This window comes from Wolbachia endosymbiont (group B) of Germaria angustata, assembly GCF_964026725.1.
Taxonomy (GTDB): Bacteria; Pseudomonadota; Alphaproteobacteria; order Rickettsiales; family Anaplasmataceae; genus Wolbachia; species Wolbachia pipientis_C.
The window spans coordinates 829,203-846,401 of the sequence record NZ_OZ034691.1 but is presented as its reverse complement, the minus strand read 5'-3'; the positions used below and the strand labels follow the sequence as shown (position 1 = coordinate 846,401).

Sequence of the window (17,199 nt, the reverse complement as noted above, 5' to 3'; positions counted from 1 at the left end):
GAGTAAATGTTATATGACTTATCCTCTGACTCATAAACGCTTGCGTTCCTTAATGTGCAAAAAAATTTCAATAATCTTCAATCAGCAATAGTATAGAAATCCAAAAAACAAGTAGCTAACACTGGAACCTAGGAATTATGATTGGGCACAAATTGATGAGTATAGTTGTTTTATGTTGAGATACAGCATTTATGGAAAGATTAGATGTCAGTCTAGAATGACACCCTTTCTGGAAAACTCAGATTACAGTGTTTGTATAACTTAATAATTAGAAACTAAAGGAGTTCTTTTTTAAAAAACTTAAGTTATACTCATAAGTATTTGATACTTTTGTAGTGATTATGTCCAGTTTTAAAAATAACTCCTGTTTTTATGGCGATAATGTCGAATTTGTGGAAGAAATTTATAGCCGTTACTTGCAAGGCGATAAATCAATTGGAGAAGATTGGTACAGAATTTTTTCGAGCAATTTAGAAGTTAATAAAGCGGAGGCCTGCGGTGCACAACATGTAACTAAGGTGGATGATTCAGTTTCTAGTTTAGCAAATTTTTTCAGATCTTACGGTCATTTTTTTGCGGACTTAAATCCATTATCACCGAATGTAAATAAGGAAATAGATTATCAAAAATACTTGGATCTTTCTCCTACAAGTGACACTAGAATCTACAGAGATATTTACTGCAAGAATATCGGTTTTGAATTTATGCATATTTCCTCTTATGAGGAAAGAGTTTGGCTGCAGGAGAAAATTGAAAATCAGGTCTATACGCTAAGCCCTCAGGATAAAAAAGAAATACTGAGGCACTTGATCGAATCTGAGATGTTCGAGCAATTTCTCCATATGAAATTTCCTGGATATAAGCGTTTTTCTATCGAAGGTGGGGAGTCAGCCATTGTTGCAATTGAAAGAGTTATTAGTGATTCTGCAGCTTTTGGTATTGAAGAAATAGTTCTTGGTATTGCCCACCGAGGACGGCTTAATGTTCTAACCAAAGTTATGGGGAAAGAATATGCGGCAATGCTGTCTGAATTTCAAGGTAACCTTGCATATCCAAGTGGTCTTGAGGTGTCCGGTGATGTCAAATATCACCTTGGTTACTCTTCTGATCGAGCACTTGCTGGTGGTAAAAAAATACACTTAAGTTTATGTCCTAACCCATCTCACCTTGAGGCGGTAAATCCGGTTCTAGCTGGAAGAGTAAGAGCAAAGCAAAATACGAGATCTGTGCTTGGAATATCAATTCATGGTGATGCGGCTTTTATCGGGCAAGGAGTGGTTGCTGAAACCCTGACTTTGAGCAACATTGAAGGTTATAAAGTTGGTGGTATCGTCCATATTGTCATTAATAACCAAGTTGGTTTTACTGCGAATCCTCGTTGTGCACGCTCTTCTTTTTATTGTACTGATGTAGCAAAATCAATAGAAGCTCCAATATTTCATGTTAATGGAGATAATCCAGAAGCCGTGAGTTTTGCCGCGAGTTTGGCAATGGAGTATGTGCAGAAATTTAAAAAGGATGTGGTGATTGACATAATATGCTACCGCAAATATGGCCATAATGAAGGCGATGAACCAAATTTTACTCAGCCACTTATGTATAAAGCAATATCAAGGCATAAAACTCCGGGAACAATTTACGAAGAGAAGCTGGCTGCAGAGAAAGTCCTAATTAGTGATGAAGTAAGTAAATTGCGCAGCGAATTTAGGGTAAGGTTGGATAAAAGTCTTGCTGAGTCAGTGGCTTACACTCCAAAAAAAGCTGACTGGTTTGATGGAGTGTGGTCGAAATTAAGAAGAGCAAAGTTGAACGATTTGAGTGAATATTATACGGACTCTGGTGTTTCACCAGATGAGCTAAAAAAATTAGGTGTACACATAAATAGCAATATTCCAAGTAATTTTAATTTCAATAATAAAGTCAGAAGAATACTTGATGGTAGAATAGACAGTATAAATTCCGGTAGCAACATAGACTGGGCAACTGCTGAAAGTCTTGCATTCGCATCATTGCTTAGAGAAGGAATAGGAGTGCGCTTGTCAGGACAAGATTCTGGTCGCGGCACCTTCTCGCACCGTCATTCAAGGCTTGTTGATCAAGCAACGGAGAAAGAGTTTATTCCACTAAATAACATAAGTGAGAAGCAAGCTCGCTTTGAAGTTATAGATAGCGCACTCTCTGAGTATGCTGTGATGGGTTTTGAATATGGATATAGCCTTGACTCTCCATATTCACTGGTGCTCTGGGAAGGGCAATTTGGTGATTTTGCAAATGGTGCGCAAATCATGATCGACCAGTTTATTGCATCAGCAGAAACAAAGTGGTTGCGATCAAGTGGTCTAGTTTTACTTTTGCCTCATGGTTATGAAGGGCAGGGGCCTGAGCATAGTTCTGCTCGTATAGAGAGATTTTTGCAACTCTGCGCAGAGGATAATATGCAAGTAGTTAATTGCTCTACTCCAGCAAATTACTTTCATGTTTTGCGCCGACAAATTAATCGAGATTTTCGTAAGCCTTTAGTGGTGTTTACACCTAAATCACTATTGCGTCATAAAAGCGCAGTTTCTAACCTTTCTGACTTTGAAGGAAAATTTCTTACGGTAATTCCAGAGTGTAGAAAAGGTTTAGTTGCAAGTGATAAAATACGTAAAGTTGTAATATGTAGTGGTAAAGTTTATTACGACATAATTGAAATGCTTGAAGCACAAAAAATAAACGATATAGCAGTAGTGCGTTTAGAACAATTTTATCCATTCCCGGCCGATAAACTAGGCAGTGAACTTGAAAAATATAAGAACGCTGAAATTACATGGTGTCAAGAGGAACCAAAAAATATGGGAGGATGGTTCTTTGTCAACCCATTGATAGAAGAGGTATTGTCTGGCCTCAATGCTCAAGCAAAAAGACCTAAGTGCATTGCAAGACCTGCTGCTGCATCTCCTGCATGTGGTTATGCTAATATCCATGCTCAGCAACAAGCAGAAATTTTGAAGCAAGTTGCGCAGGCATAACTGTACAAACACTGAACGGCTTCAAGCAGGCTCATTAATTAGACTCTAGCACTTAGATAACTTACAACAATCAAACCTCTTATATACTCATATAAATATAAAAAGACTTTTATTTTTTTATAAAAGTATAATATTTATTAAGATTTTCATTTATTTTTCTCAAAGTAGTTAATATAGTAAATATTAATATTAATTAATATCAGATATATATGAAGACAGAAATATTTGAGAGGCTAATAGGGCAAACTAAGCTACGCAGCAATAGCAAGGCTGAAATCATACAATTAAATAGAAGCGAGAAGGCTTTTATAGATGAGGATAAAAAGTCTATAGAATTAGCAGAGGCTATTTTTGCAGAAAATAATATGTTTCATTTTCGCAAACCAGGTCCTGCTACGGATTACATTTTGCATAAACTAATAAATGATAAAAAGCTTCTCGAGGAAATGAAAGATAGAGGTACAAGTATAATACGTCTCTTTTCTTTGCTATCAATGTATCGTAATCTTCCCAAGTGCTATGTTGTGAGAAAAGAAGGGTGTATTACTGAGTTTGGAATACTTACTTATGTTGACAACGATTTAGAACCATTACCTTTAGAAGACTTTATACTTATTGAGTCTGCCTCGTATCTAGAGTACATTTTGTTTGAGAATGATGATATTAGAAATAGGTTAGCTGAAGATTTGACTGAAGATAAAACAAAATTAGATATTTTCGTAAATGGAATTTTAGCAATAAATAGCTCGGATTTAGTATTATCTTGTATCAACACAATCGAGGCTTTTAATGAGGAAGCTAGAAATTTTGTCAATCACATACAGAAAACCAATAGGATGGACTACCTCTTTAAGGAAAATGGTACAACACTTGTAAAGTTAGTTCTAAAAGAATTATTAAAACTTTCTATTTTACAAGAAAGAGAAAACACTACATTAGAATTTCCTCAAATTTCGAGTGTGGAACATTGTAATGGGCGATAGACTTTAAAATGTGCAAGGCTCATTTAAATATGAGCCTCAGTATCGCTTAACTTTTATGGAGCATACTTTAACTTTATTTCACTTCCACTAAAGGAATATTATTCCAACTGTTACTGCTGTAGTTGTCAATAGAAGCGTTTAGGTAATCTGTATCAAATCGTACTGGTACATCAAATTCGAAGCTTGCGGTGATTATTGTACCTTTTGCTGGTGGTTTCATAAATGCTATTTCTCCAGTTGAATAATTCACTGAATATTTTTCTGTCTTTTCACCATCTAGGTAAATTTTTATTGTATCATGCACTGGCTTTTTAATAGTTCGTGTATGCTTGTCTTTTCCACTTATGTAAATTTTCATCAGTTGAAAGATCGTTTTTTTATCGTCTCCTATGCCAATTTCTTGATTGATAACGGTAAAGTCTGACCAATCCTTAAAACGAAATCCTATTGCTTTACCTTTTCGTGCCTGAAAAAATGTTATGAGTTCTGTTAGCTGCTCGTTTGACCTAACTCCATAAGCTATGTTATACCTGGCACGTGCACGAGACCAATTAATATTGCGCTGCTCACAACCATTATGAGTTGTTACAACGTCAGTGGAAAATTCAGGTCCTCCAGTGGAACCATAAGATATATTTTCTGGAAATCTAATTTCTGTGAATGACATATTTCCTCCTGTAAAAATGAAATTGAGATATTTTAGCTAAGAAAGATATATAGTGGTATCTAGGTTTCTAGATACCACTAAGAGATGAAGTAAATATAAGAAAAAAGAAATTAGTAATATTATTATATTTCAGATGATTGTAATGATGGTGATTTTTTAGACACTTCAGATTCTTGTAGAATTGTTGATATCGCTTTAGCTTGTTTACGATCATGATCTAAGAAATATATAATTAGTCCAGCAGCTATGCCAACAAGAGGAGATGCTATGATTGCACCTAATATAGCACTAGGAAAACTTACTACATCACACTCTGCTGCAATGCTCACACCCACTCCAAATACAATAAAAGTAAGACAGCTGACAGCGAATGTACGCCCTAAAGCATCATATCTAGAACTTTCTTTTTTTGAGCTAGCCTGTTCCATCATGCCTCTAATAAGCTCTTCCCTTGTTTGTCCTTGAGCTAAATCTAATGGAATCTGATTATTCGTATTTTTGATTAAAGGGTTTGCATCATATTTAATAAGGGTCTTTATATTGTTATGTTGACTATGTGAAGCTACGTAGTGCAACAACGTATTTCCTTTATTGTCTTGAAAATCTAGTAGTTCATGAAGCTTTATATATTGACATAACGACCTTTCCTTTATTGTTTTATCTAAATACTTTATTGCATTTTCTAGTGATTGCTCATTAAAATTTTGTACAAAAGAAAGCAGAATTTTATATACTTTCACCTTTGCTGTAGCTTGTGAGAATTCTAAAGCATATTTTAAACGCTTAGCTATCTTTTTATCAATCTTTATTTCAAGAGTTGTTGAATTTAAATTTGTGTTACCCACCATATTGTCCTTCTTAGTAAGGTTAGTTTATTAAAAATAATAATAAATTATATAATAAGTTATATCAAAGTCAAACAAATTAATATACTAATTATTCAAAAAAGCCTTTACTTTTGACTCAACGTCCATTTTTATCTCATGTAAAAATAAAGTTGAGCTGATGTAGGAAAGAGCTTAAGCTTTTGAAGCTACTTTATCAATCAGGCTATAAATTTTTAATCCCGTTTCTTCTAGAAAAGTATGAGCAATATTTTCCTTTGGCTCACTTTTTAGTTCATGAATGTCGTTATGACTTTGCGTTAACTGATATACACAAATACATGCAACAACTAAAGCCACTCCAGCAAGGCATGCTAAAGGAATTGGTTGAGTAAAAACAGCAGCTATAGCAGATGCTGTGAATGCCATAGCTGTTATTACAGCAGCTATGCTATAAATAGCTTCTCTTCTGTAACAACTATTGATTAATTTCTTTTCTATTGCCTCTTGTTGTGTTTCTTGCCCTTGTTGATGAGAAATAGTAATTACTGTATCTGTATGAATTGGCTCACTAGCACTGGTATCAATTCTCTCTTTTTGTGTTTTTTGTTCTTTATGATCTTGCGCAATTGCTGCTTTGCTAGTTCTGATATTATATTGTTCTTCTTGCTCTGATTGATCAGAAGCAGGAATTTCTGTCACCTCACCAAAGATTTCTTCATTAGAAACTGGTTGACTTTCTGTTATATCTTCAGAAATTTCACTTAGAAGTGGCACAAAATGCCTCATGTAATTCACTACTCCTACAGTCTTTTTACTGTTATCCATCTTTAGTTGATCAAGATTCTCGCCTTCTATAAAAAACTCAGGGTCATCATGTGCTGTAATTTTAGTTACTGTAACTTTTTGACTTTCTTCATCTATTGAATAAATATAAAGCTCCACTTCGTACTTCTCACATATCATTCTACCTTCAATGTCTGGACGACCCCATATAGGTGCGTCAGCTGTATGTGTATTAGTGATATACTCTAAATATTTGAAAAAAGACTTCGCCTTGTCTTGCTTATTAAGTCCATTTTCGCTTATTACTTCTCCATCCGGATCTTTTTGAGGTACGAAATACTCTCCGGCATCTCTTATTACCGCTTTATAAACCCACTGATCTGGCTTTCTGTTTGCTCTAGCATAATCTGCGCAGTCTTTTCTTAATGATTTTGCAGTAAAACGATAATCAGGTTTTATGTTTAATTCATTCAATCCTTGAGCCACAGAGTCAAAAAAGCAATCCCCTGTCTTTATAGCAGCCCCGATTTTTAGTTTTTCAGGATAAGCGCTCTTTAGATTATGCAATAAATCACTTGATTTTTTATTTTCTTTGATTTTTTGAAAAAGAGCAATTGGCCCTCTTACATAGTTAGAATCTCTCATGTTATAACTCCAAAATAATAATTGTATTTTAATAGATTAATCAGCCTAGGAAGGCTTATTACTTAAGGTCGTGCTGTATTGCAAGGAAACATCACCCACTTTTCTTGAACTAATATGTAGCTTATACATATTGTTACTTACTATATCCTAACTTAATTATACTTAAACTCTCTTGTGCTGTCAAGCAGGAAATTTATTAATCTTTTAACTCATTCACTTTTTTGCGTAATATATTCAAATCAGTTTTTCCTACAAAAAGACTATCTCCTATTATCAAAAAAGGTGTACCGCCTACTCCTAGATCCCTTACTAAAAGTTTACTGTTGTTTATCATTTGCTCAATTTTGTCTGCATTATTTTTCATAGAGTTATTAAAATCGTTCTCGTTGATCCCTATATTTTTTACTATATCTAATATAGTTTCGTCTGAAAATTCTCCTCTGTGATCTAGTGCAGCATAGTGAAAATCTAAGTACTTTTCTTTATCGATAAAATAAGTTGCTAAAGCACCTTTTGCTGCCTTTAAAGAATTGTTACCAAGTATTGGAGCATCCCTAAAGATATACTTAACTTTGCCATCATTGATCAATTGTTTTACATCGTTCTTTATAGCTTTGCAATATCCACAAGAATAGTCAAAAAAACCTACAGCTATGATATTGCTATTTTCATTTCCTGAGTAAGGATAAGTAGAGTCGAATATTTCATTTTTATGCTGAGAAATTTTATTTTTGGTTGCATTAGCATAACTATTTTTAGCTGACTCTTCCTGGAGAGCTTTTAGAACTCTATCAAAATTTTTACTGATGTAATTATCCAATCTCTCACCTATATAATCATCATTTAAGTTCTGACTGCGGTGTGAAAGCCAATTGTTTATTACTGGTAAACTTGCTACTGCAAGTATAAAAATCAATAAAAATGGTATCTTAGACATATACTTACTTAAAGAATACAAATATTAAAAAAATGCTTAATATTAAAACATTTTTATCAAGAAATGCAAACTTTATAAAATGAAATTTAAGATATTTTTGTAAAGTTCATCATAAGATTTGGTGATGAAAAATTTTGCAGAGTAAGGCATTTATAAAGATTTAGATAGTCTTTACCGCTATTTCTAGCAAATTGTAAGCAAAAAAGTTGATTATCTTGTAATCACTGCATATAATATCGGTAAGCGCGTCGCTAAGTAATATGAACACACTAAGTCTTACATTTCCGATAGTGTTGTTCGGATATAATAGAATGATTTTTCAATAAATGTAAGTAAAAAATGAGGTTTTTAAAAGCTGTCTTTAACTTAGCAATGTTAGCATTTTTTGTAGCTTCGACAGCTGAAGCAAGGTGGAGTAAGTACGAAGATGCTTCTGTTGAGGTTAAGTTTTCTAATGTTAACATTAATGTTAATAGAGATGGTACCTACGAAACGGAAGTAGAACTACAAGCAAAAATACTCAAGGAGTCTGGGCGTGATAGATTTTCTCTGTATAGTTTAATCTACAATGATGATAGTGCAGATTTGACTGTTTTAGAAGCTAAAACAGCTTATAACGGAGAGGAATATATAGTCACTGAAGACATGATAGAGGATAAACCGCTAGCTAGTCCTAGTAAAGGCTTCGATCAGCTAAGGCAAGTAACTATATCGTTTCCTAAAATAGAAATTGGTACAGAAGTATATTTAAGGTATAAACAAGTTAACAAAAAGGTTCCTGTTGATAATTTTTATGGCTTGAGCTTTTCTTATCATGGGGATTATTTACAAGCAGAAAATACTAAAATCAATTCTGAATTACCCCTGGAGATTAAAGTTAATGATCCAAGAGAAGTATTAGAAATCGCTGAGGAAAAAAATGATGATATACACTCTATAAGCATTGCTTTAAAGAAAGCAGTTTATGAAAACACAACAAATGAACCACATAATGGAATATTGAACATAAAACACAACACTTGGGTATCACTTTCAAGCTTATCTGAATGGGAGGATTTAGCTAAAAAATTAGCTCCTGGATATCATAGCGTTATCAATCAGCCGCTTCCTGCAACTTTTGAAGCTATAGCAGAATTTGCTGACAATGAGAGTACCGATGAGGAGAAAATTAATGCAGTCACTTCTTTATTGAATGAAAAAGTTCAGTACATGGGAGACTGGCGTACAGTGTCAGGAAAATTTTTTCCGAGAGATTTGGAGAAAATTGCTGATTCTCAAGTCGGGGATTGCAAAGACTTTTCTGCTAGCACGGCTGCTATTCTGCAAAAACTTGGTTATAAAGTTCAACCTATTTTAGTTATGAGAGGAACTACTAGCACTTCTAATCCTGAAGCATTACCTAATATGGGTAATTTTAATCATGTGATGCTCAAAGTAACAAATAGAGATGGAAAAATATATTGGATCGATCCAACTAATACCGTCAGTATGGCACAGGGTATTTTCCCAGACATTGCTGATAGGAACGCTCTAGTACTCGATTCTGAGGAAGCAGATTACATAAAGATTCCTGCTGTACAAGGTGAAAATTCAAAAGTGATATCCCATAGTGAATTAACTATAGAAGATAACGTTGTAAATGAATATGGCCAGCTTACCGTGCAAGGGGAAGCAGCCTTAGGCTTAACAGGTGTTGGATTATATTATTCAGATGAGCAGTTAAGAGATTCTGTTTTTCGTATGATTAGTGGAGTATATCTTGATGAAGAAGAAAAGAAGTTCTTAGAATTGCCTGACCTTACCTTGCGTAATGTAGAGGATCTGACAATTAAATATGAGTTTCAGCAAAAAAATAAGATTTTTAAGACAAATTTAGGGCCAGCTTTGAATTTAGGAGATAATTGGCTTAATGATGTTGTCAATACAGCTTCTGACCAAGTGTCAGACCTTTTTATTGGTGTTCCTAAAACTAAGGAAAGCCATATGATAATAAAAGATATCAAAATTAAAAACTGTGAAAATTTGAATTTTGAAATAGATTCTCCTTGGTTATATGTAAATAGGTTCTGTAAATATAAAAATGATGGAACCGAATTTAGCAATTTAATAACCATAAAGAAAAGCTTTATTACCAATGAAGAATTAAAGACTGCTGAATATAAAAACTTAAAAAGCGAATTGGAGAATAATTTTTCTAGAGCCTCTATAATAATAAGTGAATGAGTTGTGCTGGGAAAAGCACTTCTTAAAAGGCTTAAAATTTTTAAAATATGTACAATAACTTACGCGACTTCATCAGAGCATTAGAAGAAAAAAAAGATCTAATTAGAATTAAAAAAGAAGTTTCAACTATTCTTGAAATGACAGAAATTCATCGTAGGGTTTTGTCAAACAAGGGACCAGCTATCATCTTTGAAAATGTTGTCACAGAAAATGGCAAAAATTCAATTCCCGTTTTAGTGAATTTATTTGGTACTATTGAGAGAATTGCATTCGGACTTGGTATAAATTCTGATGAATTAAGGGATCTGGGTAAACTTCTAGCATTTTTGCGATCACCTGAGCCACCAAAAACCTTCAAAGATGCTGTGAAAATGTTTCCTCTACTAAAAGTTGTATTGTCGATGCGGAGCAAAGTTGTAAGCAAAGCTCCATGTCAAGAGGTGGTGCTAACTGGGGATAAGGTGGATCTTAGTTTGCTACCTATTCAGACATGCTGGCCAAACGAGCCTGCACCGATTATCACTTGGCCACTTGTGGTAACAAAAGGACCAACAGCAGACAAGCAAGATAATTTTAATCTTGGAATATATCGTATGCAGGTTGTGAATAAAAAAACGACTCTCATGCGCTGGCTTGCACATCGTGGTGGTGCAGGTCACCATAAACGGTGGAAGGAGAGGGGGCAAAATATGAAGTTTCCTGCGGCTGCTGTGATTGGTAGCGATCCTGCAACGATTATTGCTGCAGTAACTCCGGTGCCGGAGACTTTATCAGAATACCAATTTGCCGGGCTGCTGAGAAAAAAACCACTTGAGCTTGTAAATTGTAAAACTATTCCTCTTCAGGTTCCAGCTCATGCAGAAATTGTTTTGGAAGGATATGTAAGTTTGGATAATTACCAAGATGAAGGGCCATATGGAGACCATACCGGTTACTATAATGCTGTTGAACAGTTTCCTGAGTTTAACATCACTGCAATTACAATGCGCAAAGATCCAATTTATCTCAGCACTTTCACTGGCAAGCCACCTGATGAACCATCAATTCTTGGTGAAGCACTCAACGAAATCTTTGTGCCGATTCTCATCAATCAGTTTCCGGAGATAGTAGATTTTTATCTGCCCCCAGAAGGTTGTTCATATAGAATAGCGGTAGTATCGATAAAAAAGGCTTATCCAGGGCATGCAAAAAGAATTGTTATGGGCATACTCTCTTTTCTCAAACAGTTTTTATATACTAAATTTATCATAGTTGTTGATGATGATATAAATATACGTGATTGGAAGGAAGTGATGTGGGCAATGTCAACAAGAATGGACCCTGTGCGTGATACAATTACGATAGAGAATGCCCCAATTGATTATTTAGATTTTGCTTCCCCTGAAAGTGGTCTCGGAGGTAAAATAGGGTTTGATGCAACAAACAAACTTCCACCTGAAACCAAACGAGAATGGGGAAGAAAAATTGAAATGAGCGAGGAAATAATAAAGAAAGTTACAGAGAAGTGGAAGGAATATGGGTTGACAGATGATTAAACTATGATGTAGACTACCGCCGTGTATTTAGGTGTGGTTTGTGAGGCTTTTATATCTTTTATTTTTGTCGGCATGTTTTTCTCTGTATTACTATGTGGGTCCTACATTCTCGCCTTGCCCAAAAGCAACAGTTTGCTTCTCACCTGAACAAGACTGTGCTGTACCGATAATCAGCGAGATAGACCAATCTAAAGAATCTATCTTAGTTCAAGAATATACATTTACTCTTGGAACAGTTGCAAAATCTTTGATTAACGCCAAAGAGCGTGGTGTTGATGTTAAAGTCGTCTTAGATAAATCACAACTCCATTCAAAATATAGTGTCATAAGCGAATTGTTTTCAAATGGAATACCGATTTGGATCGATAATAAGCCAAAAATTGCTCATAATAAGGTAATAATTGTTGATAATCAAAAAGTCATCACAGGATCGTTTAACCTCAGTAAGACAGCTGAAAAGGGAAACGCTGAAAATTTATTAATTATTGAAAATTATCCTGAATTAGTCCAGCAGTATGTGAAGAATTGGGAAATACGAATGTCACAATCCTATCAATATGCTCCCTAGATACTTGATATCAAAAAAAGTCTTTTTATTGATAGATGTAATTTCTTGTGATATAATAAATTAAAAGGTTTTAAGGGGTAGGTAATGGATTACATAAATGATGCTGCTGATAGTTACGCTGCCATTCATGATTTTTTTCAAAATAATGGTGTTGGAGATTACAAAGTTCAATGCAATTATGGTGGTGTACCGTATGCTACTGACGAATATGTACATTCTGGAGACAAATTTTGGAGCAATAATTTTAGAGCCTGTACGTGATCTCTGAATATGGTAAGATGAGGTATAGCTGATATGAGGTAAACTGTGAGGAATACATATCCAAGTGACATAAGTTGTGAAAAATTCGAAAAGATTAGACCAATTTTAGAAAGTGTGCGAAAGAAGACGAAGCCAAGAAAACTGGATTTATATGAGTTATTTTGTGGTGTGCTTTATGTGCTAAAAAGCGGCTGTCAGTGGCGAATGCTGCCAAAAGAGTTTCCGAAATGGCGCAATTGTTACGATTACTTCAAGAGATGGAGTAAAAAAACCGAATGAAGATAGAAAAAGTGTTCTAGAAATTGTCTTAAAAAAAATTAGTTGGAGAGAACAGTGGTCGGAATACCAAAACAAGCTTCTGCATCATTGATGCCCAAAGTGTAAAAAATACCGATATTGCTGAAGAAAAAGGTTATGATGCCGGCAAGAAAATTTCAGGAATAAAGCGTCATATTGCAGTAGATACGCAAGGTTTACCACATGCAATTTATATTACTACAGCTAATATCGGAGATCGTAATGCTGCTGTAGAGATGATTTGTAAAGCAAGGAAAAATCTTTCCGAAGTTCAAAATATACTAGTTGATGCAGGTTATACAGGAGAAAATTTTGCAACTCAAATAAAAACGACTATTGGTGCAACTGTTGAAGTAATAAAACGAAGTGAATTACACACTTTTGTTGTATTGCCAAAAAGGTGGGTTGTAGAGCGTTTTTTTGCTTGGCTGGAAAAGTGTAGACGGTTGTGGAAAAATTGCGAGCGAAAGCTCAATACTAGCCTACAAATGGTCGTTCTTGCTTTTACTGCTTTGCTCCTCAAAAGATTATGAACAGGCTCTTATAGACTCACATTTTGGAAGGGAAATAAAAATGTATCCTCAAAGTGAGCTTTTAGCTAAAGAGTATGCTGGGAATACACTACCGGTTTCAATATCACTAAACGAGGATCTAATAAAAATAAAAGAATGTCAGAAAAAAACTAAATTTGTAGAACTAGAAGGGGAATCAGGTGATATAGTATATGACAAGCAAAAGCATATAAAGTGCTACACGACAAAATTATCATATGACGATGTTTCTGTTCATAATAAAAACAAATTTTCAATACTGAATATTAGATATGATGTGCCAAACGATCCGAGATACAGTTTAAACATAGCCTTCACAAAGGTTAATGATAATAAACCAGGGTTTTGGGAAAAGTTTAAAAATATGTTTTAATAGAGTAGCTTCTCAATTAGTAATGTTCTAGTGGAAAATGAATATCCGTTTAATAATGAGTTTGGTCAGTAGCTACTAAGTTTGTTTCATGGCTATGCAACAAAAGGTTTGTGCCCTCACGTTTATTCTCTGCAACACGAAAAGTTAGTACAGTTGTACATGCTATGTAGTAGATAAACTTCTACTATATTTTTTTATTCAACTTACCTCTTGTCTATTGAATAGATTTTGTATCAAACCTAAAATTCAACGCACCTAAATATATAAGCATTCCCACCAAAATCATAGGTATAGAAAGCAACTGTCCCATAGTTAAATTGAACCATAAATAGCCAATTTGATAGTCTGGCTCGCGGAAAAATTCAACCATAAAACGTGCTACTCCATACAACATAACTGCAACTCCAGTTGTTGCACCATAATACAATCTCATTTTGTTCAAGAAAAATAGTGAATTTACAACTACGAAAAGTAGCGCTCCTTCTAAAAATGCTTCATAAAGTTGGCTTGGATGGCGCAATAAATTATCACCACTTTCTGGAAATACCATACCCCACGGCATAGTTGTAACCCTGCCAAATAACTCTCCATTTATAAAATTACCTATGCGGCCTAGAAGTAAACCTATCGGAACTCCACAAGAAATTAGATCCAGTGTGTAAAATATAGGAATGTTATGTCTTCTACAGGAGATTATTACTGCAAGCAAAACTCCTATAGCACCGCCATGAAATGACATCCCTCCTTCCCAGGTCTTTAGTATCTCGATAGGATTGCTTATATAGAGAACCGGATCATATATCAATACGTACCCAATCCTACCTCCAAGGATAATGCCTATAATAACGGCTGTTAATAACGAATCGTAAAAATTCTTAGTAAATATTTTTTGATTGTCTAGCTTATGTAAATACCAATATGCAAAAACTATACCCAAAACATATGCTAAAGAGTACCAATATATAGAAACAGGACCGATGCTAAAAATAACTGGACTTAAAGACATATTTTACTACAAATTATTCTTAGACAATCTACTTTTCTCACGGTCCCACTCTCTCTGCTTTATGGTTGCTCTCTTATCGTAGAGTTTTTTTCCTTTAACAATAGCAATTTTAGTTTTTGCCAACCCTTTATCATTAAAATAGATAGAAAGTGGCACAACAGTTATTCCAGAGATTTTGATTTGACCAATTAGCTTATTTATCTCTTTTTTATGCAAAAGCAATTTTCGTTCTCTTTTTGGCTTGTGATTCTTTTGGTTTGCAGCTTTATACTCTGCGATATGCATATTGTTTAGCCATATTTCACCTTTTTTTTCGGTAACGTAAGCATCAGAAATGTTTGCTTTTCTTTCCCTTAGTGATTTCACTTCACTACTTAAGAGGATCATACCTGCTTCAAATTCTTCTAAGATAAAGTATTCAAACCTTGCTTTTCTATTTTCTGCAATAACTTCCATATCTAAAGATATCTTTAAGCTTCAATATATTACAGAACTTTTGGTTTAATTCATAACAAAACAATTATCTCAGTAAATGCAAGTTTGGTTAAAAAAGCTCCAATCTTCCTGCAAGTGTAATTTGTTCCACTCTTCCTACTGCCATTTCAGCCCTAGGACTAGCATTACCTGACAAAGAACTTATCACATCTTTGCAGCCCCATTCAATAGCAAAGTGTAAAGGAGCATATCTATTATTGTTCTGTTTACTAACATATGCCCCACTTTCAATTAAAATATCTCTTATACTTTCATGATCGCTAGCAAAATGCAAAGGAGTGCGTCCACAACTATCCCACACATTAACACATGCTCCATGTTCAATCAGAGTTCTTACTATGTTTTCATTATCACTTTCAGCAGCAAAATGCAAGGGAGTGCTTCTATAATTATCCCACGCATCGACATATGCTCCGTGTTCAATTAGAGCTATTACTATGTTCTCATAGCCACTCTTAGTAGCAAAATGTAGAGGAGTGTGTCCATCATTGTTCTGCGCGTTAACATCTGCTCCACATGCAATTAGAGCTCTTACTACACTTTCATTCCCACCTTCGGCAGCAAGATGTAAAGGTGTACATACATCATTGTCCCACGCATTAACATTTGCTCCACTTTCAATTAAAATATCTAATATGCCTTTGTGGTTCCATTCAGCAGCAAAATGTAAAGGAGTGCATCCATCGCTGTCCCATGCATCAACATATGCTCCATATTCAATTAGAGCTATTACTATGTTCTCATAGCCACTCTTAGCAGCAAAATGCAACAATGTAGTTTCTACAGGATCTAGATCACTATGTGTAGTGAATATATGATTGATATTAAATCCACTATCTTCCCACCTCCGTAAATCAATTCTTTCTAATTTTATTTTTATTCGTTCAACTATGTTGTTCTTGCTTAAACCTGAAGTATCATTTATTTCTTCAAGCATTTTTAGAAAATCATCAAGCGTCATAATCTCCACTACTTATTAAAATAACTTGGTTATTATGTTCTTTGACACAAAAATCAAGAACTTTTTATTTTCCTAAAAAATCATTTAAGTTATACTCCAAATCATGAAAGTCAGGCAAAATATTAAGTTTTTTTCTCTATCATTTGTGATTTTGTCTTCTCTATGGATTACATTGTCTGGTTATTTTGAGCCTTTTTTTATTCTCTGTGGAGTATTTTCTTCTGTGTTCACATTGATTATCTTTAAAAGGTTAATTGATGCTGAAAGTGCCCTTAGTCAAATTCTAAATGATAGTGGTAGGCTGTCACTTTATCAGCTTATAAGTTATATACCTTGGCTAATTTACCAAATTATTTTTTCAAGTATTTATGTAACAAAAAAGGTGCTACGATTCAAATCTACAGTTGAGCCAATTGTTATTGTAAGAGAATGCATAGGACATAATGATAAGACCATTGCATTATTTGCTAACTCGGTTACGATTACTCCTGGAACTTTAACTATCAATGTTGAAAAGAAGCAGAAAACATATTTATCTACCATATGTTTGATAGATAAAGATCTTGAAAGTGGCATTTCTGAAATAGAAGGTAAAGTCTTAAAAATGCTACACCTAGTTAAGTAATTGCTTTAAATAAGTTAACAGCGTCTCTGTATTCTCTTCTTAGGCTTTCAAGCATTTCTTTTGGAAGGCTATCAATAACAGTAGAACATAAATAATTGTACAAATCTTCTAGCCTTGATATGTTATTTTTCTTCTTGCTGTTGAATTTGTACGGAAAAATGCCCTCCATAATTTCAATATCAACAACCTTATTTAAAAATGCATTTTCACTTGTTATGCTTATTCTTGTAAGTATAGTATTAATTTCAGGTTCATTACTCGTATAAATATCTGATAATTCTGCCATTTTAATGACGTATAAAGTTACTACTTTTGATAAACAATTATCAGAATATTCACAATTTTTTATTACCTCCCACTGAGTAACCTGAGACTTGCTTGTTTTTGCATTGCTTGGTAATTTATTCATTGAATTTTCTCCATTTAATTCAGTGTAGTAAATTATACTAAT

16 protein-coding genes and 1 pseudogene are annotated in these 17,199 nt (G+C 34.3%); 9 read left to right on the top strand and 8 right to left on the bottom strand.

Annotation, left to right across the window (positions count from 1 at the left end):
• The first annotated feature begins 341 nt into the window (after positions 1–341).
• Together AAGD63_RS04150 and AAGD63_RS04145 are read left to right on the top strand one after the other, a co-directional pair.
• Positions 342–3,011, top strand: coding sequence for a 2-oxoglutarate dehydrogenase E1 component (locus tag AAGD63_RS04150; RefSeq protein WP_341813124.1), 2,670 nt, complete (start codon positions 342–344; stop codon positions 3,009–3,011).
• Positions 3,012–3,220: 209 nt separating this feature from the next.
• Positions 3,221–3,994 carry a hypothetical protein gene (locus AAGD63_RS04145; protein ID WP_341813123.1) on the top strand — a complete coding sequence of 258 codons (774 nt, stop codon included), beginning with the start codon at positions 3,221–3,223 and terminating at the stop codon, positions 3,992–3,994.
• A gap of 73 nt (positions 3,995–4,067) precedes the next feature.
• Here AAGD63_RS04145 and AAGD63_RS04140 read toward each other — a convergent pair whose 3' ends face one another.
• The 4 genes from AAGD63_RS04140 to AAGD63_RS04125 all read right to left on the bottom strand — a co-directional run bounded on the left by AAGD63_RS04140 (position 4,068) and on the right by AAGD63_RS04125 (position 7,853).
• Positions 4,068–4,661 (bottom strand): TIGR02217 family protein, encoded by a 594-nt coding sequence (locus tag AAGD63_RS04140; protein ID WP_341813122.1) that lies wholly within the window; start codon positions 4,659–4,661, stop codon positions 4,068–4,070.
• 122 nt (positions 4,662–4,783) lie between these two features.
• Entirely contained in the window at positions 4,784–5,509 is a 726-nt protein-coding gene (locus AAGD63_RS04135; RefSeq protein ID WP_341813121.1) for an ankyrin repeat domain-containing protein, read from the bottom strand.
• Positions 5,510–5,680: 171 nt separating this feature from the next.
• Entirely contained in the window at positions 5,681–6,916 is a 1,236-nt protein-coding gene (locus tag AAGD63_RS04130; RefSeq protein ID WP_341813120.1) for a hypothetical protein, read from the bottom strand.
• A gap of 196 nt (positions 6,917–7,112) precedes the next feature.
• The gene (locus tag AAGD63_RS04125) at positions 7,113–7,853 is read right to left on the bottom strand and encodes a DsbA family protein (protein WP_264337133.1); all 741 of its coding nucleotides are present in this window, start codon (positions 7,851–7,853) and stop codon (positions 7,113–7,115) included.
• Positions 7,854–8,192: 339 nt separating this feature from the next.
• Here AAGD63_RS04125 and AAGD63_RS04120 point away from each other — a divergent pair, with 339 nt between their 5' ends.
• The 6 genes and pseudogenes from AAGD63_RS04120 to AAGD63_RS04095 all read left to right on the top strand — a co-directional run bounded on the left by AAGD63_RS04120 (position 8,193) and on the right by AAGD63_RS04095 (position 13,661).
• Positions 8,193–10,076, top strand: a complete 1,884-nt coding sequence (locus AAGD63_RS04120) for a DUF3857 domain-containing protein (protein ID WP_341813119.1) — start codon at positions 8,193–8,195, stop codon at positions 10,074–10,076.
• Positions 10,077–10,123: 47 nt separating this feature from the next.
• A complete protein-coding gene (locus tag AAGD63_RS04115) occupies positions 10,124–11,611 on the top strand; it encodes a UbiD family decarboxylase (RefSeq protein WP_006015485.1) in 1,488 nt (495 codons plus the stop codon).
• 40 nt (positions 11,612–11,651) lie between these two features.
• The gene (locus AAGD63_RS04110; protein ID WP_211908428.1) at positions 11,652–12,179 is read left to right on the top strand and encodes a phospholipase D family protein; all 528 of its coding nucleotides are present in this window, start codon (positions 11,652–11,654) and stop codon (positions 12,177–12,179) included.
• An 84-nt stretch (positions 12,180–12,263) separates the two neighbouring features.
• Positions 12,264–12,440, top strand: a complete 177-nt coding sequence (locus AAGD63_RS04105) for a hypothetical protein (RefSeq protein ID WP_341813118.1) — start codon at positions 12,264–12,266, stop codon at positions 12,438–12,440.
• Between the two features lie 45 nt (positions 12,441–12,485).
• Positions 12,486–13,270: pseudogene (locus AAGD63_RS04100) on the top strand (IS5 family transposase).
• 40 nt (positions 13,271–13,310) lie between these two features.
• Complete coding sequence (locus tag AAGD63_RS04095; RefSeq protein ID WP_341813117.1) at positions 13,311–13,661, top strand: hypothetical protein; 351 nt, start codon at positions 13,311–13,313, stop codon at positions 13,659–13,661.
• Positions 13,662–13,875: 214 nt separating this feature from the next.
• Here AAGD63_RS04095 and lgt read toward each other — a convergent pair whose 3' ends face one another.
• From lgt to AAGD63_RS04080, 3 genes are all read right to left on the bottom strand, one after another.
• Positions 13,876–14,667, bottom strand: coding sequence for a prolipoprotein diacylglyceryl transferase (lgt, locus tag AAGD63_RS04090; RefSeq protein ID WP_341813116.1), 792 nt, complete (start codon positions 14,665–14,667; stop codon positions 13,876–13,878).
• Between the two features lie 6 nt (positions 14,668–14,673).
• Positions 14,674–15,123, bottom strand: coding sequence for an SsrA-binding protein SmpB (gene smpB, locus AAGD63_RS04085; RefSeq protein ID WP_341813115.1), 450 nt, complete (start codon positions 15,121–15,123; stop codon positions 14,674–14,676).
• Positions 15,124–15,211: 88 nt separating this feature from the next.
• Complete coding sequence (locus AAGD63_RS04080) at positions 15,212–16,123, bottom strand: ankyrin repeat domain-containing protein (protein ID WP_007301945.1); 912 nt, start codon at positions 16,121–16,123, stop codon at positions 15,212–15,214.
• A gap of 103 nt (positions 16,124–16,226) precedes the next feature.
• Here AAGD63_RS04080 and AAGD63_RS04075 point away from each other — a divergent pair, with 103 nt between their 5' ends.
• Positions 16,227–16,748, top strand: a complete 522-nt coding sequence (locus AAGD63_RS04075) for a Na+/H+ antiporter subunit E (RefSeq protein WP_006015458.1) — start codon at positions 16,227–16,229, stop codon at positions 16,746–16,748.
• Here the strand turns inward: AAGD63_RS04075 and AAGD63_RS04070 are convergent.
• Positions 16,741–17,157 (bottom strand): hypothetical protein, encoded by a 417-nt coding sequence (locus tag AAGD63_RS04070; RefSeq protein WP_007301944.1) that lies wholly within the window; start codon positions 17,155–17,157, stop codon positions 16,741–16,743. The genes AAGD63_RS04075 and AAGD63_RS04070 overlap by 8 nt on opposite strands.
• Between the last annotated feature and the right edge of the window lie 42 nt (positions 17,158–17,199).